The sequence below is a fragment of the Bacteroidota bacterium genome, from assembly GCA_017303975.1.
Lineage (GTDB): Bacteria > Bacteroidota > Bacteroidia > JAFLBG01 > JAFLBG01 > JAFLBG01.
The window spans coordinates 24,440-50,637 of the sequence record JAFLBG010000025.1 but is presented as its reverse complement, the minus strand read 5'-3'; the positions used below and the strand labels follow the sequence as shown (position 1 = coordinate 50,637).

The 26,198-nt window shown below is 35.4% G+C and carries 26 protein-coding genes and 1 tRNA gene; 14 read left to right on the top strand and 13 right to left on the bottom strand.

All coding sequences use genetic code 11. The features are described 5' to 3' along the window. On the top strand, window positions 1-1,133 hold a 1,133-nt coding region (gene glmS / locus J0M08_09415; protein ID MBN8703273.1), incomplete at its 5' end, for a glutamine--fructose-6-phosphate transaminase (isomerizing). A 16-nt stretch (window positions 1,134-1,149) separates the two neighbouring features. Here the strand turns inward: glmS and J0M08_09410 are convergent. The 4 genes from J0M08_09410 to J0M08_09395 all read right to left on the bottom strand — a co-directional run bounded on the left by J0M08_09410 (window position 1,150) and on the right by J0M08_09395 (window position 6,658). Beyond that, a complete protein-coding gene (locus tag J0M08_09410) occupies window positions 1,150-3,120 on the bottom strand; it encodes a DUF1736 domain-containing protein (GenBank protein MBN8703272.1) in 1,971 nt (656 codons plus the stop codon). Window positions 3,121-3,198: 78 nt separating this feature from the next. Then, window positions 3,199-4,668: a cysteine--tRNA ligase gene (locus J0M08_09405; GenBank protein MBN8703271.1), complete on the bottom strand. Its 1,470-nt coding sequence runs from the start codon at window positions 4,666-4,668 to the stop codon at window positions 3,199-3,201. Window positions 4,669-4,761: 93 nt separating this feature from the next. Further along, window positions 4,762-5,598 carry a hypothetical protein gene (locus J0M08_09400; protein ID MBN8703270.1) on the bottom strand — a complete coding sequence of 279 codons (837 nt, stop codon included), beginning with the start codon at window positions 5,596-5,598 and terminating at the stop codon, window positions 4,762-4,764. A gap of 109 nt (window positions 5,599-5,707) precedes the next feature. Beyond that, entirely contained in the window at window positions 5,708-6,658 is a 951-nt protein-coding gene (locus J0M08_09395; protein ID MBN8703269.1) for an NAD-dependent epimerase/dehydratase family protein, read from the bottom strand. Between the two features lie 62 nt (window positions 6,659-6,720). Here J0M08_09395 and J0M08_09390 point away from each other — a divergent pair, with 62 nt between their 5' ends. From J0M08_09390 to J0M08_09365, 6 genes are all read left to right on the top strand, one after another. After that, window positions 6,721-7,773, top strand: coding sequence for a rhodanese-related sulfurtransferase (locus tag J0M08_09390; GenBank protein MBN8703268.1), 1,053 nt, complete (start codon window positions 6,721-6,723; stop codon window positions 7,771-7,773). Between the two features lie 475 nt (window positions 7,774-8,248). Beyond that, the gene (gene tatA / locus J0M08_09385; GenBank protein ID MBN8703267.1) at window positions 8,249-8,443 is read left to right on the top strand and encodes a twin-arginine translocase TatA/TatE family subunit; all 195 of its coding nucleotides are present in this window, start codon (window positions 8,249-8,251) and stop codon (window positions 8,441-8,443) included. 26 nt (window positions 8,444-8,469) lie between these two features. Continuing rightward, on the top strand, window positions 8,470-9,879 hold the full coding sequence (gene gatA, locus J0M08_09380; GenBank protein ID MBN8703266.1) for an Asp-tRNA(Asn)/Glu-tRNA(Gln) amidotransferase subunit GatA: 1,410 nt from the start codon (window positions 8,470-8,472) through the stop codon (window positions 9,877-9,879). A gap of 148 nt (window positions 9,880-10,027) precedes the next feature. Then, entirely contained in the window at window positions 10,028-11,527 is a 1,500-nt protein-coding gene (locus J0M08_09375) for a transglycosylase SLT domain-containing protein (protein ID MBN8703265.1), read from the top strand. Between the two features lie 9 nt (window positions 11,528-11,536). Then, entirely contained in the window at window positions 11,537-12,043 is a 507-nt protein-coding gene (locus tag J0M08_09370) for a histidine phosphatase family protein (protein ID MBN8703264.1), read from the top strand. A gap of 60 nt (window positions 12,044-12,103) precedes the next feature. Beyond that, window positions 12,104-12,931 carry a universal stress protein gene (locus tag J0M08_09365; protein ID MBN8703263.1) on the top strand — a complete coding sequence of 276 codons (828 nt, stop codon included), beginning with the start codon at window positions 12,104-12,106 and terminating at the stop codon, window positions 12,929-12,931. Window positions 12,932-12,996: 65 nt separating this feature from the next. Here J0M08_09365 and J0M08_09360 read toward each other — a convergent pair. Next, window positions 12,997-13,069, bottom strand: a tRNA-Lys gene (locus J0M08_09360). 135 nt (window positions 13,070-13,204) lie between these two features. Here J0M08_09360 and J0M08_09355 point away from each other — a divergent pair. From J0M08_09355 to J0M08_09345, 3 genes are read left to right on the top strand one after another with little or no spacing between them, the layout of a single operon-like run. Further along, the gene (locus J0M08_09355) at window positions 13,205-13,660 is read left to right on the top strand and encodes a hypothetical protein (GenBank protein MBN8703262.1); all 456 of its coding nucleotides are present in this window, start codon (window positions 13,205-13,207) and stop codon (window positions 13,658-13,660) included. Then, window positions 13,661-14,164, top strand: a complete 504-nt coding sequence (locus J0M08_09350; GenBank protein ID MBN8703261.1) for a shikimate kinase — start codon at window positions 13,661-13,663, stop codon at window positions 14,162-14,164. Next, window positions 14,151-15,209 (top strand): trypsin-like serine protease, encoded by a 1,059-nt coding sequence (locus tag J0M08_09345; GenBank protein ID MBN8703260.1) that lies wholly within the window; start codon window positions 14,151-14,153, stop codon window positions 15,207-15,209. The genes J0M08_09350 and J0M08_09345 overlap by 14 nt, the downstream gene beginning before the upstream one ends. Before the next feature lie 15 nt (window positions 15,210-15,224). Here J0M08_09345 and J0M08_09340 read toward each other — a convergent pair whose 3' ends face one another. From J0M08_09340 to udk, 5 genes are read right to left on the bottom strand one after another with little or no spacing between them, the layout of a single operon-like run. Beyond that, window positions 15,225-15,728, bottom strand: coding sequence for a phosphoribosyltransferase (locus J0M08_09340; GenBank protein MBN8703259.1), 504 nt, complete (start codon window positions 15,726-15,728; stop codon window positions 15,225-15,227). Between the two features lie 5 nt (window positions 15,729-15,733). After that, a complete protein-coding gene (locus J0M08_09335) occupies window positions 15,734-16,246 on the bottom strand; it encodes a C40 family peptidase (GenBank protein MBN8703258.1) in 513 nt (170 codons plus the stop codon). Beyond that, entirely contained in the window at window positions 16,243-16,836 is a 594-nt protein-coding gene (locus J0M08_09330; protein ID MBN8703257.1) for a sugar transferase, read from the bottom strand. Before J0M08_09330 ends, J0M08_09335 begins: the two co-directional genes overlap by 4 nt. Window positions 16,837-16,845: 9 nt before the next feature. Further along, a complete protein-coding gene (locus tag J0M08_09325; protein MBN8703256.1) occupies window positions 16,846-18,060 on the bottom strand; it encodes a DegT/DnrJ/EryC1/StrS aminotransferase family protein in 1,215 nt (404 codons plus the stop codon). Between the two features lie 5 nt (window positions 18,061-18,065). Beyond that, the gene (udk, locus tag J0M08_09320; GenBank protein ID MBN8703255.1) at window positions 18,066-18,695 is read right to left on the bottom strand and encodes a uridine kinase; all 630 of its coding nucleotides are present in this window, start codon (window positions 18,693-18,695) and stop codon (window positions 18,066-18,068) included. 30 nt (window positions 18,696-18,725) lie between these two features. On the opposite strand from udk, the gene J0M08_09315 reads away from it, so the two are divergent. Further along, window positions 18,726-19,328, top strand: a complete 603-nt coding sequence (locus tag J0M08_09315; GenBank protein MBN8703254.1) for a pseudouridine synthase — start codon at window positions 18,726-18,728, stop codon at window positions 19,326-19,328. On the opposite strand, the gene J0M08_09310 is transcribed toward J0M08_09315, so the two are convergent. Then, entirely contained in the window at window positions 19,317-20,066 is a 750-nt protein-coding gene (locus J0M08_09310; GenBank protein ID MBN8703253.1) for a hypothetical protein, read from the bottom strand. The two genes, J0M08_09315 and J0M08_09310, sit on opposite strands and share 12 nt — an antisense overlap. A 92-nt stretch (window positions 20,067-20,158) precedes the next feature. Here J0M08_09310 and fabG point away from each other — a divergent pair, with 92 nt between their 5' ends. Continuing rightward, entirely contained in the window at window positions 20,159-20,905 is a 747-nt protein-coding gene (gene fabG, locus J0M08_09305) for a 3-oxoacyl-[acyl-carrier-protein] reductase (GenBank protein ID MBN8703252.1), read from the top strand. 14 nt (window positions 20,906-20,919) lie between these two features. Continuing rightward, window positions 20,920-22,998, top strand: coding sequence for a hypothetical protein (locus J0M08_09300; GenBank protein MBN8703251.1), 2,079 nt, complete (start codon window positions 20,920-20,922; stop codon window positions 22,996-22,998). Window positions 22,999-23,029: 31 nt separating this feature from the next. Here J0M08_09300 and J0M08_09295 read toward each other — a convergent pair whose 3' ends face one another. Both J0M08_09295 and J0M08_09290 read right to left on the bottom strand, forming a co-directional pair. Then, complete coding sequence (locus tag J0M08_09295) at window positions 23,030-23,716, bottom strand: response regulator transcription factor (protein MBN8703250.1); 687 nt, start codon at window positions 23,714-23,716, stop codon at window positions 23,030-23,032. Then, a complete protein-coding gene (locus tag J0M08_09290; protein ID MBN8703249.1) occupies window positions 23,717-25,222 on the bottom strand; it encodes a HAMP domain-containing histidine kinase in 1,506 nt (501 codons plus the stop codon). It abuts the gene before it with no gap. A gap of 169 nt (window positions 25,223-25,391) precedes the next feature. On the opposite strand from J0M08_09290, the gene J0M08_09285 reads away from it, so the two are divergent. After that, the gene (locus J0M08_09285) at window positions 25,392-26,108 is read left to right on the top strand and encodes a hypothetical protein (protein MBN8703248.1); all 717 of its coding nucleotides are present in this window, start codon (window positions 25,392-25,394) and stop codon (window positions 26,106-26,108) included. Window positions 26,109-26,198: the final 90 nt, after the last annotated feature.

The following is a 26,198-nucleotide window of genomic DNA, read 5'->3' as shown; positions in this document are numbered from 1 at the left end:
TACATGAGTTAGAAGTACAACTCGAAGCCATAGAAAAGGGTGGCTTTCCTCACTTTATGTTAAAGGAGATATACGAGCAGCCCCGTTCTATTAAAGATAGCATGAGAGGGAGATTGAGCTCTCAGCAAGGTGTTGTAACCTTGGGTGGTATTGCAGAGTATGAGCAAAAAATAATAAACGCAAAAAGAATTTTGATAGTTGCCTGCGGAACCTCTTGGCATGCGGGTTTGGTGGCAGAGTATTTAATAGAAGATTTGGCGCGAATACCTGTTGAGGTAGAGTACGCATCAGAGTTTAGATACAGAAACCCTGTTATATACGAAGACGATGTTGTTATTGCGATATCACAATCTGGAGAGACTGCAGATACCTTGGCGGCATTAGAATTGGCAAAATCAAAAGGAGCAACAATCATTGGAATTTGTAATGTAGTAGGATCTTCTATTGCACGTACAACTCATGCCGGCTCGTACACACATGCCGGTCCGGAAATTGGTGTGGCATCAACCAAAGCATTTACAGCGCAAGTGACAGTACTTACGTTAATGTCGCTGCGAATAGGCTACAAGAAAGGCACAATCTCCGAATCAAGATACCGCCAGTTAATAAGCGAGTTAGAATCTATTCCGGAAAAAGTAGAGAAAGTGCTTAAGACAAACGATTTGATAAAATATATTTCCGATATATTTAAAGATGCCCGCAACTTCTTGTACTTGGGTCGTGGATACAGCTTCCCTGTTGCATTAGAAGGCGCTTTAAAATTAAAAGAAATATCTTACATACATGCAGAAGGCTATCCTGCTGCCGAAATGAAACATGGTCCAATAGCCTTGATAGACGAGGAAATGCCGGTGGTTGTTATTGCTACAAAAGGAGCATCCTACGAAAAGGTAGTGAGCAACATACAAGAAGTAAAAGCACGCAAAGGCAGATTAATAGCAGTTGTTACCGAAGGCGATAAAATTGTAAAAGAGTTAGCGGATTACACCATTGAAATTCCGGAGACAGACGAAATATTGGTTCCTTTAATTTCTGTAGTTCCGCTTCAATTGTTATCATACCACATTGCCGTAATGCGTGGCTGTAATGTAGACCAACCAAGGAATTTGGCGAAGTCGGTTACTGTCGAGTAAATTTTATTTTGGGCTTTTATCGCAGTACTGTTTTATTTTGATATACAACTGCACTATCTAGCATCCCCATATTTTGATAGGTAAGTGCTGTGTAAGTATAAAACTGTTTGTTTTTTGGGTCTATTTTTATTCCTAATTTAAAGGTTGCTATTGCATTGTCAAAATCTCTTATCATCCCATAGGCCGCACCCAAATTAAGAATCACGCCTGTATTTTTTGAATTGTATTCCAACCCTTTTTTAAAAGCAACAATTGCATTCGGGAAATCTTGTTTGCTAAAATAGGAGCCACCTAAAAAATTATAAGTCTCATCTGAAACAAATTTTTTATCAATACAGATATTCAAATTTTTAATAGCCTCATCAAAATTACCTAATCTGTACTGTGCATTCCCTAAAATAGAATTTGCTTTTACTTCATTAGCGTCCCTTTGAAGACACATAATCGCAGCATTAGCAGCATCTGCATATTTTTTTCGAGTATAATACGCACTTGCTAAATTTAAAAATGCACCAGGCGAAAGTGAATCAATTTTAGTCGAACGAAGTAATGCCTTAATTGCTGCATCTAGTATCAAATTCTTTTTTAGAGTGTCCTGCTCATTTGCTGCTTTGGTATTTAATAATACTGTTCCGTAATTGTATTGAGTTCTGGAGCTCCCCGGAGTTGCAAAAACATCTTTTGTAAATAATGTATAATTATCCTTCCAATCAAAATTTCTGGAAATAGTTTTGCTTGAGTAGCCCACCAACAGTAAAACAATGAGAGCCAGTGCTGCTTTATTTAATTTAAGTACATCCGACAAAGATTGTGTTTCTTTTAATTTGAATGCGCTTATAATACCCATTGCTATTAGCAAACAAAAGCTCAAGGAGGGCACATACAAAAAACGCTCTCCCATAGTTGCTCCAATCAGCATAAAAATATTTGACGTAAGTGAAATGGTTATTAAAAAGAATAGAATTGCAAAAGCAACAATACCTTTCCGTTGCATGTTTTTTAGTGCATAAAAAATAAAAAAGCCATACAATACAACAGTTACAAGCACTTTCAGATTTGAAAATGAAGTGGCTGGAATTTCATTGAATGAATAATCGTACGATAATGGATGCGGAAAAATCAATAACAATAAATATTTTCCCATCATATAAATTGCAGTTGCCATCCTGCTTATGTAATTGGGAGCCGCCACCAACCCATTATCTAAGAACGAATACGTTATTTTAGGAGTAGCAGCGCTCTTGATTACAACCTCGTGAATAGCAATAAATACAAGTGCTATAAAAGCATAGGGTAAAACCTTAACAAGTATTTGCTTCGCATTTGTACTTGAATAATAGTACATCAACAAAGGGAAAATGCCTAAAAAGACTATTGCGCCTTCCTTTGAGAACAGCGCTAAAAAATAAAAAATCAACGAGTAAACAAGTTGCTTTGTTTTCAAATTGTCTAAGTACACAAAAAACTGAATTGCACTCAGCAAGAAAAATAGAAAACACAATAGCTCGTCTCTACTTTTAATATTGGCAATAACCTCGGTATGTATCGGGTGTGCTGCAAATAATACTGTAGTAAATAAACTCAACAAAAATTTATTGCCCTTGAAAAATTTATTCAGGAAAACAAAAAGTAAAACCAATGTAAATGCATACAATACTACATTTACAAAATGACTCACGTGGGGATTTTCACCAAAAAATTGATAATCAAGTGCAAATGTAATAAGCGATAAAGGGCGATACAATCCGGCATTCAAATCCCAAAATCCCTGCCAATAAAAGGTGGTAAGCATTTCCGGAATGCCAGCAATACCCTGCTTTGTAAATTTATTTTGTTGTATGACTGCTACATCATCCAGTGCATACTCATTAGGTATGGTATTGGCATACAACAAAAATCCAAAAAGAAAAAGGAAAATATAAACAGGCCAATTACTGGATTCTTCTATAATGTTTTTGGGTTCTACTATTTTAGTTTTTGATTTCAAATTAGAAAAATATAAAAACTTTTTTTTGTGATTCTTGTGAAAACAAGAATTACAATTTGAGTAAAGATTTCAATAATTTCAACCCTCTACACTCCATTTAGCACCTTCCTTCGTATCTTTTATCGAAATAGAAAGCTTTGCTAATTCATCACGAATAAAATCAGATGTAGCAAAATCTTTCTTGTTTTTTGCAGTCTGCCGTATCTCCAGCACTACATGCATCAAATCATCTGCAAGTTTTGTATTTTGTTTTTTATCTTCTTGATACAAACCTAAAATAGAAAATATAAAATCATTGTATAGTTTTTTTATCTCTTCCAAATCCGCATGTGATATGGTTTCTGTACCGGCTTGAACGGAATTAATCATTTTAACTCCATCAAATAAATTAGCAATTAAAACGGGGCTGTTAAAATCATCGTTCATAGCTTCGTAACAAGCTGCTTTCAACTTTTTAACATCAACCGATGACGATGCAGCCGCTTTTAAATTTTTTAATGTTTCCACACTTGCCATTAATCGCTCAAATCCTTTCTCTGAAGCTTGCAGTGCTTGATTAGAGAAATCCAAGGTGCTGCGGTAATGTGTTTGTAGCATAAAAAATTTAACTGCCATTGGCGAATAGCCTTTATCTAGCAGGGGGTGTGTACCTGCAAATAATTCGTCCGGCAAAAAACTATTTCCCGCAGATTTTCCCATTCTTGCACCATTCACAGTAAGCATATTGGTATGCATCCAATAATTAACAGGGGCGCATTGATTACAACCGTGCGATTGTGCAATTTCATTGGTATGATGCGTTGCTGCTAAATCCATCCCTCCTCCGTGTATATCAAAGGTGTTGCCCAAATATTTTTTACTCATAGCGCTGCATTCAATGTGCCACCCCGGGAATCCTTCGCCCCATGGCGATGGCCAGCGCATAATATGTTCGGGCTTTGCTTTTATCCACAATGCAAAGTCCAATGCTCCACGCTTTTCATCTTGGCCATCCAATGCTCTTGTGCCCGAAAGCAAATCCTCTAACTTTCTATTTGTTAGTATTCCATAATCTTGTTCTTTTGCAAATTTCTCCACATCAAAATAAACCGTGCCATTTACTTCATAGGCATATCCATTCGCAATTATTTTTTTTGTCATTTCAATTTGCTCTACAATATGCCCTGTTGCGGTTGGTTCAATGCTAGGAGGCATGGTGTTAAACTGAGCCATTACTTTATGAAATCCAACCGTGTAGCGTTGTACAATCTCCATAGGCTCTAATTGCTCTAACCTAGCCTTTTTTGCAAATTTATCATCTCCTTCATCTCTATCGCCTTCCAAATGCCCTGCATCGGTTATATTACGCACATAGCGTACTTTATAACCTAAGTGCAATAGGTATCTGTAAATTAAATCGAACGAAATAAATGTGCGGCAATTACCTAAATGCACATCGCTATATACTGTTGGCCCGCACACATACATCCCTACAAATGGGGGTGTAATTGGCTTAAACTCTTCTTTTTTTCGTGTAAGTGTGTTGTAAATATAAAGTGGTTGACTCATACAATAATTGATTGTAGGTTAAAATACAAATTATCTTCAAATCTGTATTACTCAAAAAATTTTTAACTGAAAAAATAAAATAGACAGAGGAGTCTATTTATCCTCGATTACGGCATCTCCAACATATCCGCCATCCTTATACACAGCTATACGAATTAAAATTCCGTCTTCGCTATAAAAATAAACCTTACCATTAACCAATCTTCCCTTATGGAAAAAGCCATCCTTAGATATTTGTTTATTCTTATTGTATAATGTCCACTGACCCTCGCCTGTAAATATTTGATTTGGTAAATTTGGTTTCTCTTCCGGCTTTGGAACCACCTTTGGCGACTCTGCAGGAGGTGGTGGATCTTCTTTTACAATAGGTTTTTTAGGTTCGTATGTTTTTGTTTTTGCTGGATCTATAGCACCGCCATTAAAATACTTCTCTGCTTTAATATCCCCGTTTTCGTGATATTCCTTTAATAGCCCGGCTTCCTTTCCTTCTTGCCAACTACCCTCAATCATTACCTGACCATTTTCGTAATAATATTTTTGTGGTCCTTCGCGCTTTCCGGAGGTGTTAAACTTAAACTCTTGCGCTACTTGCCCATTATCGTAATACAACTTATAATCGCCTATCCATCTATTATTCTTCCACAATCCTTCTTCATAAATTTTTCCGTTTTCATGGTAAATTACCGCATATCCGCTAGGACGACCATTTTCGTAAGGAATCTTATTTTTTATATTTCCGTTAGCAAAATACTCCTTCCACAATCCTATTTTTTTGCTTTCAGAAAATTTCCCTTCTTCTACTTTTTGATCATCTGCATAGCCGGGTAGCTTTTTCATTCTGCCAAAAAATATCCAAAATCCGTGTTTTTTGCCTTCTGAGTCTAATTTGTTAATAGTATCTTTCTTGTAGATCTCAAATGATTGAGCCATAACAAGATTAGATAGTATTACAAATAATAGAATAAGCCGTTTACACATTGGCATAAAAATACAATATTGGACAAATTTATACGAATAATTTAAAGGAAAGTTGTTGCTGTCAATGAGTTATTAACAGTTTTTTTAAACAACTAATCATTTCGGCTGTCATAGAAGTTAAATCAAAAGCCGGTTTCCAGCCCCAATCCTCTCTGGCTCTTACATCATCAATGCTTTGTGGCCAGCTCTCTGCTATTGCCTGTCTAAAATCAGGCTTGTAGGTTATGGTAAAATTTGGAATATGTTTTGTAATTTCTAGTGCAATTTGCTTAGGAGTAAAGCTTATTCCTGACAAGTTGTAAGCCGACCGAATTTTTACGTTGCTTGCATCTGCCTGCATCAGGCTAATGGTTGCACGAATGGCATCGGGCATATACATCATTGGTAAGGCTGTATTTTCGCTCAAAAAACATTCGTACGTATTGTTTTTAAGCGCTTCATGATAAATATGAACAGCGTAGTCTGTAGTTCCTCCCCCCGGAGCCGATTTCCAGCCTATTAAGCCTGGATAGCGCAAACTGCGCACGTCTACATTGTACTTCGTAAAATAATATTCGCACCAGCGTTCACCCGCTTGTTTGCTTACTCCATACACAGTGCTTGGTTCCATGATGGTAAATTGAGGCGTATTTTGTTTAGGGGTGTTAGGGCCAAAAACCGCAATAGAGCTAGGCCAATATATTTTTTTAATGTGTCCCTCTTTTGCCAGATCTAACACGTTAAATAGGCCATCCATGTTTAATTTCCAAGCAAACATCGGATTTTTTTCGGCAGTAGCCGATAATAGTGCGGCCAATACATATATTTCAGTAACTCCATGTTTTTTTACAACATCCAACATTCGTACTTTGTCCAATACATCTAATTGCTCGTAAAGCCCATCTGTGTTAGTGTCCGCAGACTTAACATCCGATGCTATAACATTTTCTGCGCCATAGCTAATACGTAAATTATCTACTAACTCTGTACCAATCTGCCCGGAAGAGCCTATTACCAATATTTTATCTGACATAAAAAAATTTTAAGGATGACAAAAATCAGTTAAAGTTTAAAATAACTCCTTACTTTTGCAACATGTTTTTGTATAATAGAGTAAATAAAAACGAATTAAAAGAACGTTTAGCAAAAGATACTGTTAAACGAACTACTTTTTCTTTTTACAGATACGTTATTATTAACGACCCTAAAAAGATGCGAGATGAGTTGTTTAAGGAATGGAGCGCATTGGGTGCATTAGGAAGAATTTACTTAGCCAACGAAGGCGTAAATGCACAAATGAGTGTTCCGTCAGAACATCTTGAATTATTTAAACAACAACTTTTCGTCCACAAAGAGTTTGAGAATATCCCATTTAAACTTGCTGTAGAAGATGATGGAAAATCGTTTTACAAATTGGCAATAAAGGTTAGAAACAAAATAGTGGCTGATGGGTTAAATGATAGCACATTTGACGTAACGAACGTTGGGAAACACTTAACCGCAAAAGAATTTAACGAAGCAATGGAACAGCCCGACACCATTGTTGTAGATATGCGCAATCATTATGAAAGCGAAGTAGGGCACTTTCAAAACGCTATTTGCCCTGATGCAGATACATTTAGAGAGGAATTGCCTTTGGTAGTTGAAAAACTAAAAGACAAAAAAGATAAAAAAGTATTGCTGTATTGCACAGGCGGAATACGTTGCGAAAAAGCAAGCGCCTACTTTAAGCATGTTGGATTTACAGATGTAAACCAGTTGCATGGTGGAATAATTGATTACGCTAAACAAATTAAGGAAGAAAACTTACCATCTAAATTTATAGGTAAAAATTTTGTGTTTGATGAACGATTGGGCGAGCGAATTACAAACGATATCATAAGCACATGCCATCAATGCAATGCTCCGTGCGATGAACACACCAATTGCGCAAATGACGATTGCCATTTGCTATTTATTCAGTGTGAAAACTGCAAAGAGAAAATGAAAGGCTGTTGTACGCCAAAGTGTATGGAGATTAGCCAATTGCCAATTGAAGAACAACGAAAAATTAGAAAAGGAAGAGCAAAGCAAGATTGTTTGTCGGTTTACAAGAGTCGTTTACGTCCAAATTTAAGAGAAATGATTTTGGAGCAAAAGAACATATAATTTTTTTAGTCTCATTATCAATATATTACGACATTTATTCGAAAAAATTAAAATAATTACTTGACAAATAAGAAAATGTGTGTATATTTGTATCGTAATCATTGTTAATGATTATTTGACATACTGACTTATATAACACCATTATATATACGATGCTTTCATGGGTTAAGTTGCAAGAGGGTTAAGTTCTACGGAATTTAACCCTCTTGCCTTTTTATACCCCTCCAAGTCAAAAAGAATATTTTTATTTTAAATACTCTTGACTTGAATAAAAAAAGGTGTATATTTGTATCGTAATCATTGTTAATGATTATTTGACATACTGACTTATATAACACCATATATAAACGATTTGCTTTCATGGGTTAAGTTGCAAGAGGGTTAAGTTCTACGGAATTTAACCCTCTTGCCTTTTTATGCCTAACCCCACTCATATTGTACTTTTTTTTCATACATTTACATAAAATAAACTACTATGTTAACTTCAATTTTATTGGGCATGTTTGGGTTAGGTGGACAAGAAATAATCATTATTTTAATCATTATTTTGGTATTATTCGGTGGACGAAAAATACCTGAGTTGATGAAAGGTTTTGGCAAAGGAATTAAAGAATTTAAGGATGCATCTAAAGGTGTAGATGGGGATTCAACTACCGATAAAAAAAACTAATACGTGTGTCGGGTAAATACCAATCCATAATACAAATACAAAAAGACTTATACTCCGGAAAAACTTCGTGTGCCGAGTTGGTAAGTTATTACCTAAAGAACATTGAATCTCAACAAAAACTGAATGCATACTTAGAAGTATTTGCTGACGAAGCAATACAAGCGGCTTCTATTGTTGATGAAAAAATTAAATCAAAAACAGCCGGAAAGCTTGCCGGTCTTGTTATATCAATCAAAGACAATATTTGTTACAAGAATCACAAGTTATCGGCATCTTCTAAAATATTGGAGGGGTTCACCTCTCTTTATAGCGCTACTGTTACCGAACGTCTTTTAAAAGAAGATGCGATTATTATTGGTCGTTGTAATTGCGATGAATTTGCAATGGGCAGTTCAAACGAAAATTCTGCCTATGGAAATGTATTAAATCCGCATGATTTAGAACGAGTTCCAGGTGGATCGTCTGGAGGGTCGGCTGTGGCAGTAGCTGCGGATCTATGTCATGCCTCGCTGGGAACAGATACAGGAGGTTCAATAAGACAACCTGCATCATTTTGTGGAGTAGTTGGCTTAAAGCCCACCTACGGGAGAGTTTCAAGATATGGAGCAATTGCATATGCATCTTCCTACGACCAAATTGGACCTATTACAAAAAGTGTAGAAGACGCTGCTTTAATAATGGAAGTTATTTCCGGGGCAGATGAGTATGACAGTACTGCATCTCAAAAAAAAGTGGAAGAGTACAGTACTCATATCGCTGACGACTGTTCGAAGGTAAAGGTGGCTTATTTGGCAGATTGCTTAAATAGCAGTGGTTTAAACCCTGAAATAAAAAAGCGTATCGAAGATGTTTTAGCTAAATTAAAACAAGCTAATCATAGCGTATCTTCTGTTGATTTTCCTTATTTAGATTATCTAGTTCCAACTTATAACGTATTGACTACTGCGGAAGCCTCTTCTAACTTAGCGCGTTACGATGGTATACATTATGGATACAGAAGTAAGCAAGCAACGGATTTAGATAGCACTTATAAAAAGTCGCGCACCGAAGGATTTGGCAAAGAAGTAAAACGCAGAATTATGTTGGGTACATTTGTGCTGAGTGCCGGCTATTACGATGCCTATTATGCGCAAGCACAAAAAGTACGTAGGGTTTTAACAGACTCATTGAACAAGGTTTTTGAAACTTCGGATTATATTATTTTACCTTCTACTCCCGGCACGGCATTTAAAATTGGTCAGAATACGCAAGATCCGATTGCCATGTATTTAGAAGATATTTTTACCGTATTGGCTAATCATACCGGAATGCCTGCTATTTCGATACCTATGGGAAAGCACAGCAATGGCTTGCCTTTTGGGATTCAGGTAATTGGCAAAAAATTTGACGAGCGAGGTCTGCTTGCCTTCTCCAACTATCTCATTAACAATTACTAGTTAATAACTAGTAGCTACACAACTCTAAAGAAGCCTACTATTTTTGCATCTTGTTGATACAGGATTTTGTAACATATTTCCATAAATTTCGTTATATTAAAAGTAGCTTATGGTACGATTCAATTTTTTAGGTAAATTCTATATACACATGCTGTATATTCTGTTGGCTGTAAATACAGGTTTACAAGCTCAATACTCTACTTTTGAGGTAACTCCCAGCTTTAAGGACGATCCAATTGCAGAGATGTTAGACAGCCTAGATGCAGTAAATTATTTAGACCGCAGTTTAGCGAAGCCCCCTTTTCCTAGATACAACAAGTACCATTTTTCAGAGGATTCAGTGCCTAGATACGATGAGTTTGTATATGAAGCCAGACTTGCCAAGCTAGACGCACAATCTCCGTTTGACTTGCAATATAACCCTGCTGTAAAGGGATATATTGAACTTTATACTGTACGAAAGCGAGAATTAGTATCTAGAATAATGGCTCTTTCTCAACTATATTATCCAATTTTTGAGCAAGCATTAGATAGACACAATATGCCTTTAGAATTGAAACACTTGGCTGTTATTGAATCTGCATTAAATCCTGTAGCAAAATCAAGAGCTGCAGCATGTGGACTTTGGCAATTCATGTACTATACAGGAAAAATGTACAATTTGAATGTAACGTCCTATGTTGACGAACGTAGTGATGTATATAAATCTACCGAAGCTGCATGTCAATATTTAAAATACTTGTACGGCTTGTTTGGTGATTGGCAAATGGTATTAGCCGCATACAATGGAGGTCCTGGAACAGTAAACAAAGCTATTCGTAGATCTGGAGGAAAAAAAACGTATTGGGAAATAAGGCCTTTTTTGCAAAAAGAAACGCAAGGTTACGCGCCGGCTTTTATTGCTGCCAACTATGTAATGAATTATACTGCAGAACACAATATTTACTCTGCAATTCCAAAGAAAATATTTTTTCAGGTGGATACTGTTGCAGTAAAGCAGGCAATTACATTTGGGCAACTTTCTTCTGTATTGAATATGCCTATTGACGAGATTCAGTATTTAAATCCTTGTTACAAGAAAAATTTTATTCCCTCTCCTCCTTCAAATGGCGAGCCATACACGCTTTGTTTGCCGTCTGCCAAAATAGGATCGTTTATTACCAATGAACAAGCTATTTACGACTATTTAAAGCGAGACACCGTTACTAGCAAAGCTATTCTTGCATCTCAGGAGCAAATGAAAACCCATACAGTTAGAAAGGGAGAAAAAATAACCACCATCGCCAATAAGTACAGATGTTCTGTAGCAGATATTAAAAGTTGGAATAGCCTTAAATCGGCCTATATAAAGCCGGGACAGAAGTTGACTATTTATATGCCTGCAAATAAATCATTGACACAAAATCCAATTAGTGCTCCAATAAAAGCCGTTGCTTCTACTACAGCAACAAAGCCTGTTACAACAAAAGCTGCGGAGGTTGTTGTTGCCGGAGAGTATAAGTACCATATACTTAAAGCCGGAGACAATCTTTGGAGCATTTCTAAAGAGTATAATCTTACGTTGGATGAGCTTAAAAAAATGAATAATTTTGGCTCCTATTACAAGTTGCTTCCTGGAGATAAGATAAAAGTAGGGAAAGGCGGGTAGTTGATTCTGATGAAATACCTTATTCTTGTTCGACACGCAAAATCAGATTGGAGTATTCCTGCATTAAATGATATCGACAGACCTTTGAATGAAAGAGGCTATCAGTCGGCCTATTTGATGAGTACCTTGCTGCAAAAGCAAAAAATATTTCTAGATGCTATTTACACAAGTCCTGCAGTAAGGGCAATTACAACAGCATTAATTTTTAAACGAACATTTAAATTAAAAACGTCCAATTTTCATATAGAGGAAACGATATACGAAAGTAGTGCGCAAAAATTAGTACAGCTAGTAAGTAGATTTGACAATACAGATAGCACATGTATGTTGTTTGGTCATAATCCTTCTTTTACAGAATTGTTTAATGAGTTAGCTTCGGAAAGCATACTCAATATGCCCACTTGTGGCTGTGCCGTTTTGAAATTTAATATAGCCAGCTGGGCTGAAATAAAGCATGCTAAGGCGGAGGTTGTTTTTTATAGCGCTCCTAAAAATGCGATAAATCAAACTAAATAATACATTAAATAGGGGATTTATTCGACTAAAAACAGTACTTTTGGCGAAATAATTCAATCGATGCCTGAGACTAAAAACTGTATTCTAATTCCCACTGATTTTTCCGATCAATCTTTTATTGCGTTGGGGCAAGCATATAACTTGGCAAAATTTTTAAACGCAAAAATAGTTTTGCTACATGTTGAAAACGAGCAATCGCCTGCAAATGCGAAGGAGATGCTTGATAAGCGCGCAGAAAAAGTGTCGGCCGAGGCTAGTATTGAAGTAACAACAATGGTTGCCAAGGGAGAGCGGTATGCAGAAATACACAAAGTTGCTGCAGATTTAAACCCCGCTTTAATAATGATGGGAATAAATACCAACATTAGTTTTAGAAAAGCATTTGGTCAGAATGTATTTCGATTTGTAAGGGAGTGTACTTTTCCGGTTATAACCATAAAAGGTAAGCAGCATAGAAAAGGGTGCAATAATATTTTGTTTCCAATGGATATAAGTAAGGAAACAAGGGAAAAGGCAGGTAAAGCAATTGAATTTGCAAAATATTTTGGCGCAACAATTAGAATTCTCACTCTGTTTACGCCTAGTCAGCGCAGCATGGAAAATAAGCTTATTGCATATGCCCATCAAGTGCGAAAATTCATGAAAGAGAAATTTGTGCCCAACACGATAAAAACAATAATGACTAAAAACATTATTAAGTCTGTGATGGAATATGCTAACAAAGAAGATGTCGATTTGATTTTGATTACCAACAAAAAAGAGCTGAGTTTTAAAGAATATTTTACGGGCACCGAAGCACAAAAGATTATAAGCATCTCTACTGTTCCTGTCTTGACAATACCTCCGATGGAAAGAAAAGATACAACTAGTTTTGTATCTCCATTTTAATACAAGTTTTTATAACAAAGAAAAAGCCCTTGATAGTGATTAGCTATCAAGGGCTTTTTCTTTTGTGATCCCGCTGGGACTCGAACCCAGGACCCATACATTAAAAGTGTATTGCTCTACCAACTGAGCTACGGAATCCAGTCACTTTTGTTTTAAGTGGCTGCAAATATATATTCAATAATCTATTTTGCAAAATCTATTTACATCTTTTTTGAATTATTTTATATCCAAAGACCACCTTTATTTAGTATATTAAGTAACTCTCTTTTTGTAATGGATAAAATTGAAATAAAACCCAAAGTAGGACTCGGAAATCTTTCATTCGGAGCAAATACGCACGATGTAAAAAAAGCATTGGGCGAGCCCGAAGAAATAGAAGACTTTAATGAGGATCAAGGTTTTGAAACACTTGTTTGGCACTATTGGGATCAAGGTTTTTCCATTTTTTTTAGCCCCGAGAATAATCACATTTTTACCTGTGCCGAAATAGACAATAAGAATGCTGTTTTGTGGGGGCAGAATTTGTTTGATTTGAATGAAGATGAAATTATTGAGCTTTTCAAATCCAAAGGATATGCCAATTTTGAAACCGAGGAGCACGAATGGGGCGAAAAGCGAATTAGCTTTGATGAAGCATTCGTTGATTGTTATTTTGAAGAAGGCTCATTGATGTCCGTAAACTATGGAGTATATATTGAGAGCAATAGAATACTAATTTTGCCAAACTAAATGCTAGTTTTTTTGGTAGGATTTATGGGGTGCGGAAAATCGAGTATTGGCGCTGCCTTGGCAAAACAATTAAACTGCACATTTATTGATACCGATGTTTTGGTAGAACAACAATCCGGAATGAGTATTGCCAATCTTTTTGAAACTCACGGAGAGCATTTTTTTAGAGAATTGGAGTACAATACACTCAAAAATATACTGAATAAACAGGACTGTATAGTTGCCACAGGTGGTGGTACTCCTTGTTTTTATGATAGTGCAGAATTAATGAAAAATTCAGGGTTGTGCGTGTATCTAAGAACAGATGTATCAATACTATATGATAGAATAAAGGGAGATTCAATGCGCCCCTTGTTGTCGGCAGATTATGCCCACTTTCAAAGACTGTATGCATTAAGAGAGCCTTGTTATAATAAATTTTCTAAAACGTTATCTACCAACAACCTAACAATTGTAGAATCTGTTTTGCAACTAAAAAAAATGATTTTTGATGAAAGCATCTAATTATATATTTAAAATAGTCATAGTGTTTTTTTTGCTCAATTTTAATACTAAGTTTCGGGCGCAATCAATTATTGGAGGCTCTGTATCTGCCGTGGGAAGCTATCCTTGGATGGTTGGGCTAGCAAGCAATTCAAATTTAGTTACTCAATTTTGTGGGGGAGTGCTTATTGCACCGCAATGGGTTTTAACTGCTGCACATTGTATGACAGGGGAATCTCCTTCCAGTTTTATTGCTTTTTTGAATGCATATAATTTACAGAATCCACAGCCCGGGTTTTCTACTTATAGTGTAAGTGCAATCTATACGCATAGCTTGTATAGTATGGTTACTCAAGATTACGATATTGCGCTTGTAAAACTAACAACTCCAGTTTCTTCCACAATAACACCTATTTTACTACCTCCTGCAAATGATACTTCCTTAGTAATTGATGGTCGGATGCAACGTTCTATAGGGTGGGGGGCAATAGATACATTAACAGGTAATGGCTCTAATGATTTATTAGAGGTTGATATTCCAATTGTAGGGTCATGGATATGCAATGGGGCTAATTCCTATAATGGTTTTGTAACATCTAACATGCTTTGTGCAGGCTATATGGCAGGCGGTAAAGATGTTTGTTGGGGGGATAGTGGGGGGCCTTTATTTACCGATGAGAATGGCAATTGGGTTTTAACAGGAATTGTGAGTTGGGGTAATGGATGTGCTGCCACAAACTATCCGGGTGTATATACTAATGTGTCGCAATTTTTAAATTGGATACAAAACCAAATGAGCATTCATTCCGGCATTGCATCCGCTAGTGTTGTAAATCCGTTTAAAGTATATCACGCAGACAACAAGGTAGTTCTTGAAACAGAACAGGATTATTTAATTGATAGGATTGATGTTCTTGATGTGAGCGGACGAATCGTACTTACGTTGAATGAAAGGCATACAAATCAAGAAATAATAGAACTTCCTATTTCTAATGTTCAATCGGGTTTGTATGTAGTAAAAGTAGCAACGGATAAAGGCGTTTTTGTAGCTAAATTTTTCAAATAAATCCGCAATAGCTCGCTAGGACAAGTAAACAGCTTCTTCCTTTTTACCGTTTAACAGTACCGAAATGTGTTCTTGCAATGTTGTAGATAACGACATACCTACATAATTTGTTTTTATAGGGAATTTGGTGTGGTCTCTATTTACAAGTACTGCTGTTTGCAGCGCTTTAAGTTTGGCGCTAAGAAATAATCCAACTCCATACATCATGGTAGTGCCGGAGTTAAGTACATCGTCCACTACAATTACAACTTTATTGTTTGCCACAACTGCTATATCTATTGGCTTTTCATTATCTAAAATATTTTTTTTATTCACATCTACTGTTAGCAGTTTAATTTTTAGTGGAGATATTTTTTTTAACTCCTCTGCAATTCTATGTGTAACCTTGCTTCCATTAGGCATGAGCGCAGCAAGGATTATTTCTTTTTCATTGTAATGCTCTTCGTATATCTCAAATGCAATACGAATAATTTTTTGTTGTATTTGTTCTTTATTAAGAATTACTAGTTTTTTGGACATGCTGTTTAGTTTATTCTGCCGCAACTAAAAAAATATTTTTTGTAGTACGGCTCGTTTAAATCACTTATCATAACGCCACCATGTACGGTGGCATGTGCAAATTTATTGTTTTGTAGGTAAATACCAACATGCGATATTTGTCCCTTTCGTATCTTAAAAAAAACTAAATCGCCTTCTTTTATGGAGTTTTTATCAACAGGGACTGTTCGTTTGTAAATATCTTTAGATCCTCCTGAAAGTGCCATACAGTATATGTTTTCGTAAAGCATAGTTACGAATCCGGAGCAGTCGATTCCTTTTTTTGTTTCACCGGAATACTTGTATTTAGTGCCAATCCAGTCGAATATTTTATAATATAAATATTCTGTTTCTGCTGAATCTAAATTTAATTGCTTCGACTCAAAATAGGAATGTACTTTGCTGATTGCTGTTTCGCTTGTTGAATCCGCTTTTGCGATGGTTAATCCAACGCTTGTAAAATAAATGTGACAAATAATTACTACAAATAAAAACCTCATCGTTGTTTAATTATTTTTAAGAACGTATAGATAATTATTCGAATATCGTTGCGTATGGTTGCATTCTTTGAGTAATTTATTCCTTGTTCAACTTTTTGGGGTAGTAGTACTTGAATGTAATATTCTTCCGGGTTTTCGGCACTTGCCAACAAATCGCTTTCATTTGAGAATTTGATAGACGACTCGTCTGTTATTCCTGGTTTTACCGAAAGTACTTTTAATTGTTCTGAAGAATACATGTTTACATATTTCCTCACTTCTGGTCGGGGCCCAACAATGCTCATATTGCCTTGCAAAACATTCATAAATTGGGGCAGTTCATCTAATTTGTACTTGCGTAAAAAATAGCCAACTTTTGTAATGCGGGGGTCTCTTCCTCCAACAGTAAGCAATCCAAGCTTATCTGCATGCGTGTGCATGGTACGGAATTTGAATAATTGAAAATCAATATTATTTAACCCAACTCTGGTTTGTCTGTAAAATATGGGAGAGCCTGAGTCAATAAAAATAAAGAGGGCGATAAGTAAGAAAAAAGGGAATAACAGTAAAAGAATAATGCATGAAACAAAAACATCAAACACTCTTTTCATATGCTTTTTTTATTTGCAGATACTCGTGTAGGCTTCAATTACAGTATTAGCAACTAGTTTTGCTTGCTCGTTTGTTAAATCATAATAAACGGGCAATGAAATTTCTCTTGAATAATTAGAATAAGTAGTAGGGTAGTTTTTTATATCATACCCCAATGATTTATAAAAGCTCATCATTGGAACCGGGATAAAATGAACATTTACGGCAATATCTTTTTCTGAAATAATTTTTATCATAGCATCTCTTTGCGCCTCTGTGCAGTTTTTAATTCGCAACGGATATAAGTGGTAGCAAGAAGTTTTTTCCGTGGTTTGGTAGATAGGAAGTTCGGCCCATGCATGCTGAGATAAGATAGATGTGTATAAATCGAAAATCTCTTTTCTTCTTACCAGCATATCGTTGTCGTATCTGGCCAACTCTACTAATCCAATAGCAGCACAAATGTCTGTCATATTGTATTTGTAGCCGGCTTCTATGATATCATATTTCCATGCTCCCTTTTGTGTTTTAGCAAGAGCATCTTTGTTTTGGCCATGTAAAATTTTAATACACAACTTTTTGTATAGCTCTGTGTTGTCAAATGGTTCAGGAAGATTAAGTATAATTGCTCCGCCTTCCGCTGTAGTCAAGTTTTTTACTGCATGAAAAGAAAAAACAGAAACATCGGTAAGAGCACCTGCTCTTTTTCCTTTGTAATAAGCACCTACTGAATGTGCCGCATCCGACAGAATTAAAATACGTCCTAATGTTTTTTGTTCCTCCGTCTGAGCTGTAAATTTATTTCTCACATCAGTACTTAAAACCAATGCATTTATTTCTTCGTAATCACACGGTAGTCCTGCAAAATCAACCGGCATAATTACTTTTGTTTTTGGTGTAAGTGCTTTTTTGATGGCATCAACCGAAATGTTGAAATCTGTTGCATTTACATCTACAAAAACGGGAGTAGCTCCACAATGCACAATTACATTGGCGGTAGCGCTGTATGTATAAGCCGGCAAAATTACTTCATCTCCTGCTTTCACACCAAACCAACGCAACATAATTTCTAGCCCTGCTGTTGCGGAGTTTAAGCATAGACTTGCTTTTGCACCGGTGTATTCGGTAAGTTTTACTTCCAGCAATTTTGTTTTTGGTCCGGTAGTAATCCAACCTGACTTAAGCGTATCAATAACTTCGTTTATTATTTTTTCATCAATACGTGGTGGCGAAAATGGAATCATACTGCTTAAACTTTTTGCGGCTGCGTTTTAAATTTAATTTGGTTGTTAATTACCTCCAATGCCTTATCAAAACTGTGGTTGTTGGGTATAATAATATCTGCGGAGTCTCTAAACGGTTGTATGTATTTTTTGTAAGCAGGCTCTACATGTTTTTCTACACGCATTAATATTTCTTCTAACGGATAGCCTCTTTCTGCAGTGTCTCGTAAGATCCGTCTTTTAAAGCGGACGTGTTCTTTTACATCAATAAATATTTTCAAATCAATCATGTTTCGCACTTGCGGAAAGTAAAATAGAAGCACGCCTTCCATTATAATTACCGGTGATGGGTATATGATTATTTTTTTAGGGTCTTTATTCGGGTTGTTAAAGTTGTATTCCGTTTTTTCTATATTTTTTCCATTCATCAATTTTGTCATGTCATCAATAAACAAATCAATGTCAATCGATTTTTCTGAATCAAAATTTTCTATTCCATCGTCATCTAACGGTTGTAAGTGTCTTTCTTTGTAGTAATTGTCTTGCGAAACAAGGCTTACTTCTTTGTCGTTAAAAAATTTCATTAACTCACGAATAAAAGTAGTTTTTCCGGATCCGCTACCACCTGTAATTCCAATTATATAGGGCTTTTGCATGGCTATAATTTTTGATTAACTTGTAAAAACATGCACAAAAATAGTCTAAAATATTTTATTCTCTACAAACCTTACGGAATGCTCTCGCAATTCAAGTCCGAAGGGGCAAACAGAGGTATTGAAACAGTGAAGTTCCCGTTTCCAAAAGATGTTTATCCGGTGGGTCGATTAGATAGCGATAGTGAAGGATTATTGTTGTTAACGAATGATACTAAGATTAATTACCAACTGTTAGATCCAGTATTTAAACACAAGCGAACATATTTTGCCCAAGTAGAAGGCAATGTAGAGGAAGAGAAGTTAGAAGAATTGCGAAAAGGCTTGGTGTTGAATATTAAAGGAAAGATGCATACAACAGCACCTTGTAGCGCCTCAATTATAAAGGAACCTGTGTTACCGGAGCGCAATCCACCAATTCGATTTAGAAATACTATTCCCACTACATGGCTCTCAATCACAATTACAGAGGGCAAATACCATCAGGTAAGAAAAATGACAGCAAAAATTGGGTATCCTACCTTGCGGTTGGTGCGTTATTCGATTGAGAAATTACTAGTTGAAGGATTGGCAGTAGAGCAGGTGCTTGAGCTAACTCAAGAAGAAGCCTATGCTAAGCTGCTATTAAAAAAGTAAAAATTTATGTCGTCCTCTTTTACAGCTCGATTTAGAAAAATATCCTAAATCGAAGTTAAACTCCATTACCAGCATTGCTGTGAGTGGTTTTAGGGGCTTGTAGGATTTGAAGGTAGTTATATACGTACCGTCATTAAAAGGGTAGGAGGTGTTTGTACTTTTGCCTCCTGCACTTGTTAGTATATCCGATAAAGCGTACGTAAATCTACAACCTAGCAATAATGTTGCATTGTCAGTGCCTAATATACTTCCTCCGAAGCCAAAAACCGCAGCATAATAATTGGAGGTGTAATAATTTTTCGGGCTTGCGGTAAAAGCGGTAGCGATAGAGTTTTTTTCACTTGTTTTTTGAATTAAAGAAAGCTGTGGCCCAATTTCGGCATAGCTTCCGTTTGCAGCATGGTGTCTGTATAACAGTAAAAAATTCAATGTAGAAATGGCTACTGTTTTATTATACGACAAAGAGTCTGTTTTAATTTTGTACAATTGATTTAATGAGCTACTCATGATATCTATGGTAACTTCATGACTTTCGTTAAAATTAATCCCAATTTTTCCGCCATAACAATAGCCGGGAGTTATCTCATTGCCAATGTTTCTATCGTTCCAAATATTTCCATTTGTAATCAGTGTTACGCCATAGCCACCTTTTACACCAACATCAAACCATATTTTTTTTTGCGCAGAGCTTATTGTAATTGTGGTTAGTAAAATAGCGATTGTTAATTTTTGTATCATACCTAAAAAATGTGTGCGAATTTAAACAATATCATTGGTAAAGAAAATATAAAGTTATTTTCATAAGTTTACAGAGTTAATAAATTAATACAATGAAATTATTACAAGGAAAAACAGCGCTTATAACAGGAGCATCCAGAGGAATTGGAAAAGGAATTGCAATTAAATTTGCCGAACAAGGTGCAAATGTTGCGTTTACATATTTGTCGTCTGTAGAGCAGGCATTAGCATTGGAAGCTGATTTGGCAAAGTACGGAGTTAAAGCAAAAGGGTATAAATCGGATGCCGCAGATTTTAAGGCAGCAGACGAGTTGGTGACTAATGTTGTAGCTGATTTTGGTACTGTAGATGTGTTGGTGAACAATGCCGGTATTACACGAGATACACTATTGATGCGTATGAGTGAGCAGCAGTGGGACGAAGTAATGAATGCAAATTTGAAATCTATATTTAATCTTACAAAAGCTATACAACGCCCTATGCTTAAGCAACGCAAGGGAAGCATTATTAATATGAGCTCTGTAGTTGGTATAAAAGGCAATGCCGGACAGGCTAACTATGCTGCGTCAAAGGCAGGTATTATTGGATTTTCTAAATCTGTGGCACTGGAACTAGGTTCTAGAAATATTCGCTGCAATGCAATTGCTCCGGGTTTTATTGAAACAGAAATGACACATGCGCTAGACCCAAAAGTAATAGAGCAATGGAAGGAGTCTATTCCACTTAAACGTGGAGGAACGGTAGACGATGTTGCTAATTTGGCTGTATTCCTTGGCTCAGACATGTCCGGTTATATTACAGGACAAGTAATTACCGTTTGCGGTGGAATGCTTACTTAAATAAAAATGTTATCGTGAATCTTTCGTTCTCAACAGAATACTCAAATTTATTTATTTTTTTGTGCGTATTGTGTGGAGCTATTTATGCATTTGCACTTTATTTCAGAGAACGCTCGCTTAACAACATCGCCTCCGTTTATAGGATTATTGCTGCAAGTTTACGTTTTGTGTTGGTTAGTATTCTTTGTTTTTTATTACTATCTCCAATTAGTAAAAATGTATCTAGAACAGTAGAGAAGCCTATTGTTGCTATTGTTCAAGACAATTCAGCTTCTATCGTTCTTACGAAAGATTCTACTTTTTACAAAACAACTTATTTAAATAACTTACATAGTTTGTCTGAAAAATTATCTGAAAAATATGATGTAAGAAGATATAGTGTAGGCAATTCGCTAGAGCAGAATAAGGCAATTGATTTTACTGATAAACAGACCAACTTGTCTGATTTTTTTGAGGAAGCACAAACCGTTTTTTCGAATGTAAATATTGGTGCTGTATTACTTGCCTCTGACGGTATTTATAACAATGGTAGTAATCCGTTGTATAGTTTAAAATCAGTAAAAGCACCTGTTTATACCATTGCATTGGGCGATACCGCCATTAGAAAAGACATGGCAATTACGAAAGTGTCGCACAATCGATTGGCATATTTAGGTAATATATTTCCTGTGGAGGTGCTCGTAAATGCAAAACTGTTGACTGGAGAAAGTGCTGAACTATCTGTGTTTAGGGGCAATGAAAAAGTTTATTCTACAACCTATATTGTTTCGAATTCTAATTTTTCAACCACCATTCCTATTCAGTTGGAAGCGAAAACAGTCGGTTTGCAACGGTATAAGGTTGTACTTACTAATTTAAAAGAAGAAAGTAGTTATGTAAATAATCAAACAGATTTTTTTATAGAGGTTTTAGATTCTCGACAGAAGGTGCTATTGGTGTACGATGCGCCACATCCAGATGTTACTGCAATAAAGAGTGCAATTGATGCGAATCAAAATTATGAAATTACGGTAGCCGATTTAGCTTCCTACGAGAATGTAAAGAAATACAATTTGATTATTTATTGTTTTGTTAATGCAGCATCCAATAAGGCTGCCTCGGAAAAGCTTTTGACGGAAGCTTCTGAGCAATTAGTACCGATGCTCCTAGTTGGAAATCCAGGTGTGTTGTCGGCTAACATAGGGGTGAAAATTTCTAAAACAAGCAATAGGTACAATGAAGTAGAGCCTGTATTAAATAAAAACTTTTCGTTGTTTACCTTAACCGAAGAGTTTACTAAGTATGCAAAAAATTTTCCTGCATTGAGCTGCCCATTTGGTACGTATGAGGTGTCGAATGGATTTAATACGTTGTTTTATCAGAAAATCGGCTCTGTAGAAACCCAACAGCCGGCAATAGGCTTTTTTGAGTTGAATGCACAAAAAGTAGGAGTTGTTTTAGGAGAAGGCTTGTGGCGATGGAAGTTGCGTGAATATGCAGATAGAAACAATTCTAATCTATTTAATGAATTAATTCAAAAATTTGTACAGTATTTATCTGTAAAGGAAGATAAGAGTTTTTTTAGGGTGCAGGCACCAAAAAATAATTTTGAAAACGAACCGATAGAAATACAAGCGGAGATTTATAACAGTAGTTATGAATTGGTAAATGATGCGGATGTTTCCTTTACGATTACTAATGAACAAGGGAATAAATATCCTTTTTTGTTTGCCAAAACGGGCAAGTCGTATAGTTTAAATGCCGGCTATTTCCCGGTAGGGGAATATAAGTACGAAGCGGAAGCCGTTATTAATGGTAAGAAAGAAAAAGTTACTGGAGTAATTAGCACAAGCCCTCTATTAGTTGAAAATACTAATACTACAGCCGACCATCAATTGTTGTATCAACTGGCAGCTAAAACCGGAGGTGCAATGTATTACCCTAATCAGTTGGATAAATTGCAAGATGAGTTGCTAAAGGACACATCCATTAAAAGCATCATCCATAACGAAACAAAGCTGGAAGATCTAATAAATAAGAAATTTATCTTTTTTATTTTATTATTACTTGTTTCTATAGAGTGGTTTATTCGAAAATATAATGGTTCGTATTAAGAAGGCAATAGAAAATCATTTTTCAAGCTTTTTATTCTCCTTTTAGGTTTAACTTGTAACCTGTTCCGTGTATGTTTTCGATTTCAATATTTGGATCATCTTTTAAGAAGTTCCTTAATTTTGTAATGTAAACATTCATACTTCTGCCTGAAAAGTAATTACTATCTCCCCAAATTTGTTTTAATACATACTCACTTGTTAAAACATGATTTTTATTTTCGAATAGTAAATGCAAGAGAGCAGCTTCTTTAGGAGAGAGCTTTTGTTTTTTTGTATTAGAAGTAATTGTTCTAGAGTCGCTGTTGTATTGATATTTTCCGATGTTATATTCTGTTGCTTTCGTTGGCTTTTCTAATTGCCTCCTATTTAGTAAAGCTTTTATTTTTAGAAGCAACAATTCAGAATCAAAGGGCTTTGTAATGTAATCGTTTGCTCCAATTTCATATCCCTTCACTATATCTTCTTTCAATGTTTTAGCCGTTAAAAAAATAAATGGAGTGGTATTATTTATTTGTTTTATTTCCTTTGCTAAGGTAAATCCATCTTTCAAAGGTAGCATCACGTCTAATACACACAAATCAAATTCGTTTTTTCCGAACTCGCGCAATGCAATCTCTCCATCAAGGCAGTGTACAACAGCGTATCCGCTAATTGTTAAATAATCTTTCAAAACAGACCCAAAGTTAATGTCGTCTTCGGCTAATAATATTTTTATCATTTATATATAATTTAGTTTGATTTGAAAAGTACTGCCTTTTCCTAATTCACTTTGTACAGTAATCTTTCCTTGGTGAGCTTCGACTATACTTTTCACATAGCTCAGCCCTAGTCCAAACCCTTTTACATTGTGGATATTACCTGTTGAAACTCGATAGAATTTTTCAAATATTCTTGATAAATCTTCACGACTTATTCCTATTCCATTGTCAGATATTTCTAAAATTAGCTTATCGTCTTTCGTGTACGTTTCAATTTTAATGATAGGTGGGCTTGTTGAATATTTGGTAGCATTTTCAAGTAAATTCAGTAATGCATTTTTGAAATGAAACGTATCTAATAATACATCCACTTTACTTGCCTTGAAATCTGTACTAATTTTGCCCCCCTTAGATTCTACTTGTAGGCGAATATGGGGTATTGTGTCTTCAATAAATTCATGAATGTTTGTGCGTGTTGACTGGATTTCAAATTCTTTTTTTTCAACAAGAGCAGATTTTAAAATGTTTTCCATGTGCTCATTCATACGTTTGTTTTCCTGTTTAATGACACGTATGTACTGTTTTACCTTTTCGGGGTTACAAACAATAGCATCATTTATGATAGTGTCAGCCGCAAGAGAGATGGTGGCAATTGGAGTTTTGAGTTCATGCGTCATGTTATTGACAAAGTCATTTTTAATATCTGATAATTTTTTCTGATTGTAGATTGTTTTAACAGTAGTAAAAAAAATTCCTATAATAATTAATACAAAAAGAAAGGAAAATAAAAACTGGATTAGTAAGGATTGGTAGACATAATTGTTCTCTTCTTTAAACTGAAACTTTATAAACTCTGAGTTGGGGTTAAAGTCATTAGGAAAAAGCTGAACTTGATAGGAGAAATCCGCAGGTGATTTAGACATCGTCTGGTCCGATACATAAGTCCATTGGTGAGCCAAGGTGTCGTATATTCCAAAGTTGAATTCGGCAGTAATTCCATTTTTGTTGAGTGCCGATTCAATAGTTTTTTTCAATGAAGCGCTGGTATCTATTCTAGTTATTGCAGCTCCTCCTTTCTGTATGTATTGAAGCATTATGTCCCCAACAACGGCATTCAGGAAATCTACATTTTCACCTGTTTTCAAAGGTTGAAGGTTTGAATCAACCAAATTCATTTTAAGATTTTTGGAGTAATAATTTGAGTGGCTTGATACATTGCTTTTAATTAACCTAACATTATTAATTAGGCTGTTTTTTGCCCCCAAATTATAAATATATGTTTCTGTATTTATTATACTAAGCCTTATATTGGAGGTGTCTAATAAATTTATAGTCCCAATTTTTTCTGTCTCTTGATTTTCTAATTCACGAACCACATTGTTCAACACAAAATTTATATCTTTTCTTAATTCTTCTTTTTTTAGAGTAACTGCTTTGGTTAGCCAATTTATTTGAAATAGCACAATACCAAACAAGGCAAGACACATTATAACAATAAGTATTTTAAAGTAATTAAACTTCATCATTAAACTAAAGATATTGATTTATCGTACTTAATATGAAATATATTCGCAAGTTGTATGCTGGAAATTTTAACACTTCATTAACACTTATTAAATAAGTCTTAACCATAGTGGCTTAGAATGAGGGGTATCTTTGTATTATAAAAATAACTAAACTTAAAATCTAAAAATTATGAAAGCTTCAAAAATCAAAACAGCCGTTTTTTTTCTATTAGTAATAAGCGGTATTAGTGCTCAATCTGTATCTAAAACAATGAGCTCAAATGAAAATAGAAAGAATAATGTAAAACAGGATTCTCTTGCAGTTACTGTTTATAAAGGCACGTATCAAGGTAAGAACTTGTATTTCAATAATTCATTTGCTCCAAATGGTGTTGGGTTTAGTATAAAGGAGATAGTAGCAAGTGGTTCATCTGCTAATTTTGTGTTCAATAACGTTGATGCTTCTGCTTTTGAACTAGATCTTAAACCTTTAAATTTGAAAATAGGAGATGCCGTTAATGTGGAGGTAAAACATCTTATAGGCTCCACTTGCAAGTTATTAAACCCCGAGGCAATATTGATAAAAACGGAGTACAAACCAAATACTCAAACATCCAAATCACAATCATTTCCAAATGCGCAAACTTCTGATACAACCCAAGTTTATGCAGGTATTTACAAAGGGAAGAATTTATATTTTAATAATCCTTTTGGTCCAGGGGGTCAAGGCTTTTGTGTGAAAGAAATACTAGTAAATGGTAAAAAATCAAAAAGTGATATGAATTTCTCCGCGTTTGAGCTTGATCTGAAGCAGTTAAAGTTGAACCAGGGTGCTGCATTAAAAGTAGAGGTTATACATGAAAGTGGCTGTACTCCTAGACTTTTAAATAGAGAGGCGATTCAATAAAACAAAAAATATTTAAATGTTTTTTAAAGCTGCCTTAAAACTGAGGCAGCTTTTTTTAGTATGTTACAACTGCTCTTAATGAAAAGAGAA

What these genes read in the sequence shown, in the direction of transcription:
- J0M08_09295 (MBN8703250.1), bottom strand. Translation starts at nt 23,716, where the DNA reads ATGATAAAAATATTATTAGCCGAAGACGACATTAACTTTGGGTCTGTT.
- J0M08_09310 (MBN8703253.1), bottom strand. Translation starts at nt 20,066, where the DNA reads ATGATACAAAAATTAACAATCGCTATTTTACTAACCACAATTACAATA.
- J0M08_09370 (MBN8703264.1), top strand. Translation starts at nt 11,537, where the DNA reads ATGAAATACCTTATTCTTGTTCGACACGCAAAATCAGATTGGAGTATT.
- J0M08_09390 (MBN8703268.1), top strand. Translation starts at nt 6,721, where the DNA reads ATGTTTTTGTATAATAGAGTAAATAAAAACGAATTAAAAGAACGTTTA.
- J0M08_09395 (MBN8703269.1), bottom strand. Translation starts at nt 6,658, where the DNA reads ATGTCAGATAAAATATTGGTAATAGGCTCTTCCGGGCAGATTGGTACA.
- tatA (MBN8703267.1), top strand. Translation starts at nt 8,249, where the DNA reads ATGTTAACTTCAATTTTATTGGGCATGTTTGGGTTAGGTGGACAAGAA.
- J0M08_09345 (MBN8703260.1), top strand. Translation starts at nt 14,151, where the DNA reads ATGAAAGCATCTAATTATATATTTAAAATAGTCATAGTGTTTTTTTTG.
- J0M08_09405 (MBN8703271.1), bottom strand. Translation starts at nt 4,668, where the DNA reads ATGAGTCAACCACTTTATATTTACAACACACTTACACGAAAAAAAGAA.
- J0M08_09355 (MBN8703262.1), top strand. Translation starts at nt 13,205, where the DNA reads ATGGATAAAATTGAAATAAAACCCAAAGTAGGACTCGGAAATCTTTCA.
- J0M08_09330 (MBN8703257.1), bottom strand. Translation starts at nt 16,836, where the DNA reads ATGAAAAGAGTGTTTGATGTTTTTGTTTCATGCATTATTCTTTTACTG.
- J0M08_09375 (MBN8703265.1), top strand. Translation starts at nt 10,028, where the DNA reads ATGCTGTATATTCTGTTGGCTGTAAATACAGGTTTACAAGCTCAATAC.
- J0M08_09285 (MBN8703248.1), top strand. Translation starts at nt 25,392, where the DNA reads ATGAAAGCTTCAAAAATCAAAACAGCCGTTTTTTTTCTATTAGTAATA.
- J0M08_09350 (MBN8703261.1), top strand. Translation starts at nt 13,661, where the DNA reads ATGCTAGTTTTTTTGGTAGGATTTATGGGGTGCGGAAAATCGAGTATT.
- J0M08_09400 (MBN8703270.1), bottom strand. Translation starts at nt 5,598, where the DNA reads ATGGCTCAATCATTTGAGATCTACAAGAAAGATACTATTAACAAATTA.
- J0M08_09290 (MBN8703249.1), bottom strand. Translation starts at nt 25,222, where the DNA reads ATGATGAAGTTTAATTACTTTAAAATACTTATTGTTATAATGTGTCTT.
- udk (MBN8703255.1), bottom strand. Translation starts at nt 18,695, where the DNA reads ATGCAAAAGCCCTATATAATTGGAATTACAGGTGGTAGCGGATCCGGA.
- J0M08_09335 (MBN8703258.1), bottom strand. Translation starts at nt 16,246, where the DNA reads ATGAGGTTTTTATTTGTAGTAATTATTTGTCACATTTATTTTACAAGC.
- J0M08_09315 (MBN8703254.1), top strand. Translation starts at nt 18,726, where the DNA reads ATGCACAAAAATAGTCTAAAATATTTTATTCTCTACAAACCTTACGGA.
- J0M08_09365 (MBN8703263.1), top strand. Translation starts at nt 12,104, where the DNA reads ATGCCTGAGACTAAAAACTGTATTCTAATTCCCACTGATTTTTCCGAT.
- J0M08_09325 (MBN8703256.1), bottom strand. Translation starts at nt 18,060, where the DNA reads ATGATTCCATTTTCGCCACCACGTATTGATGAAAAAATAATAAACGAA.
- fabG (MBN8703252.1), top strand. Translation starts at nt 20,159, where the DNA reads ATGAAATTATTACAAGGAAAAACAGCGCTTATAACAGGAGCATCCAGA.
- J0M08_09340 (MBN8703259.1), bottom strand. Translation starts at nt 15,728, where the DNA reads ATGTCCAAAAAACTAGTAATTCTTAATAAAGAACAAATACAACAAAAA.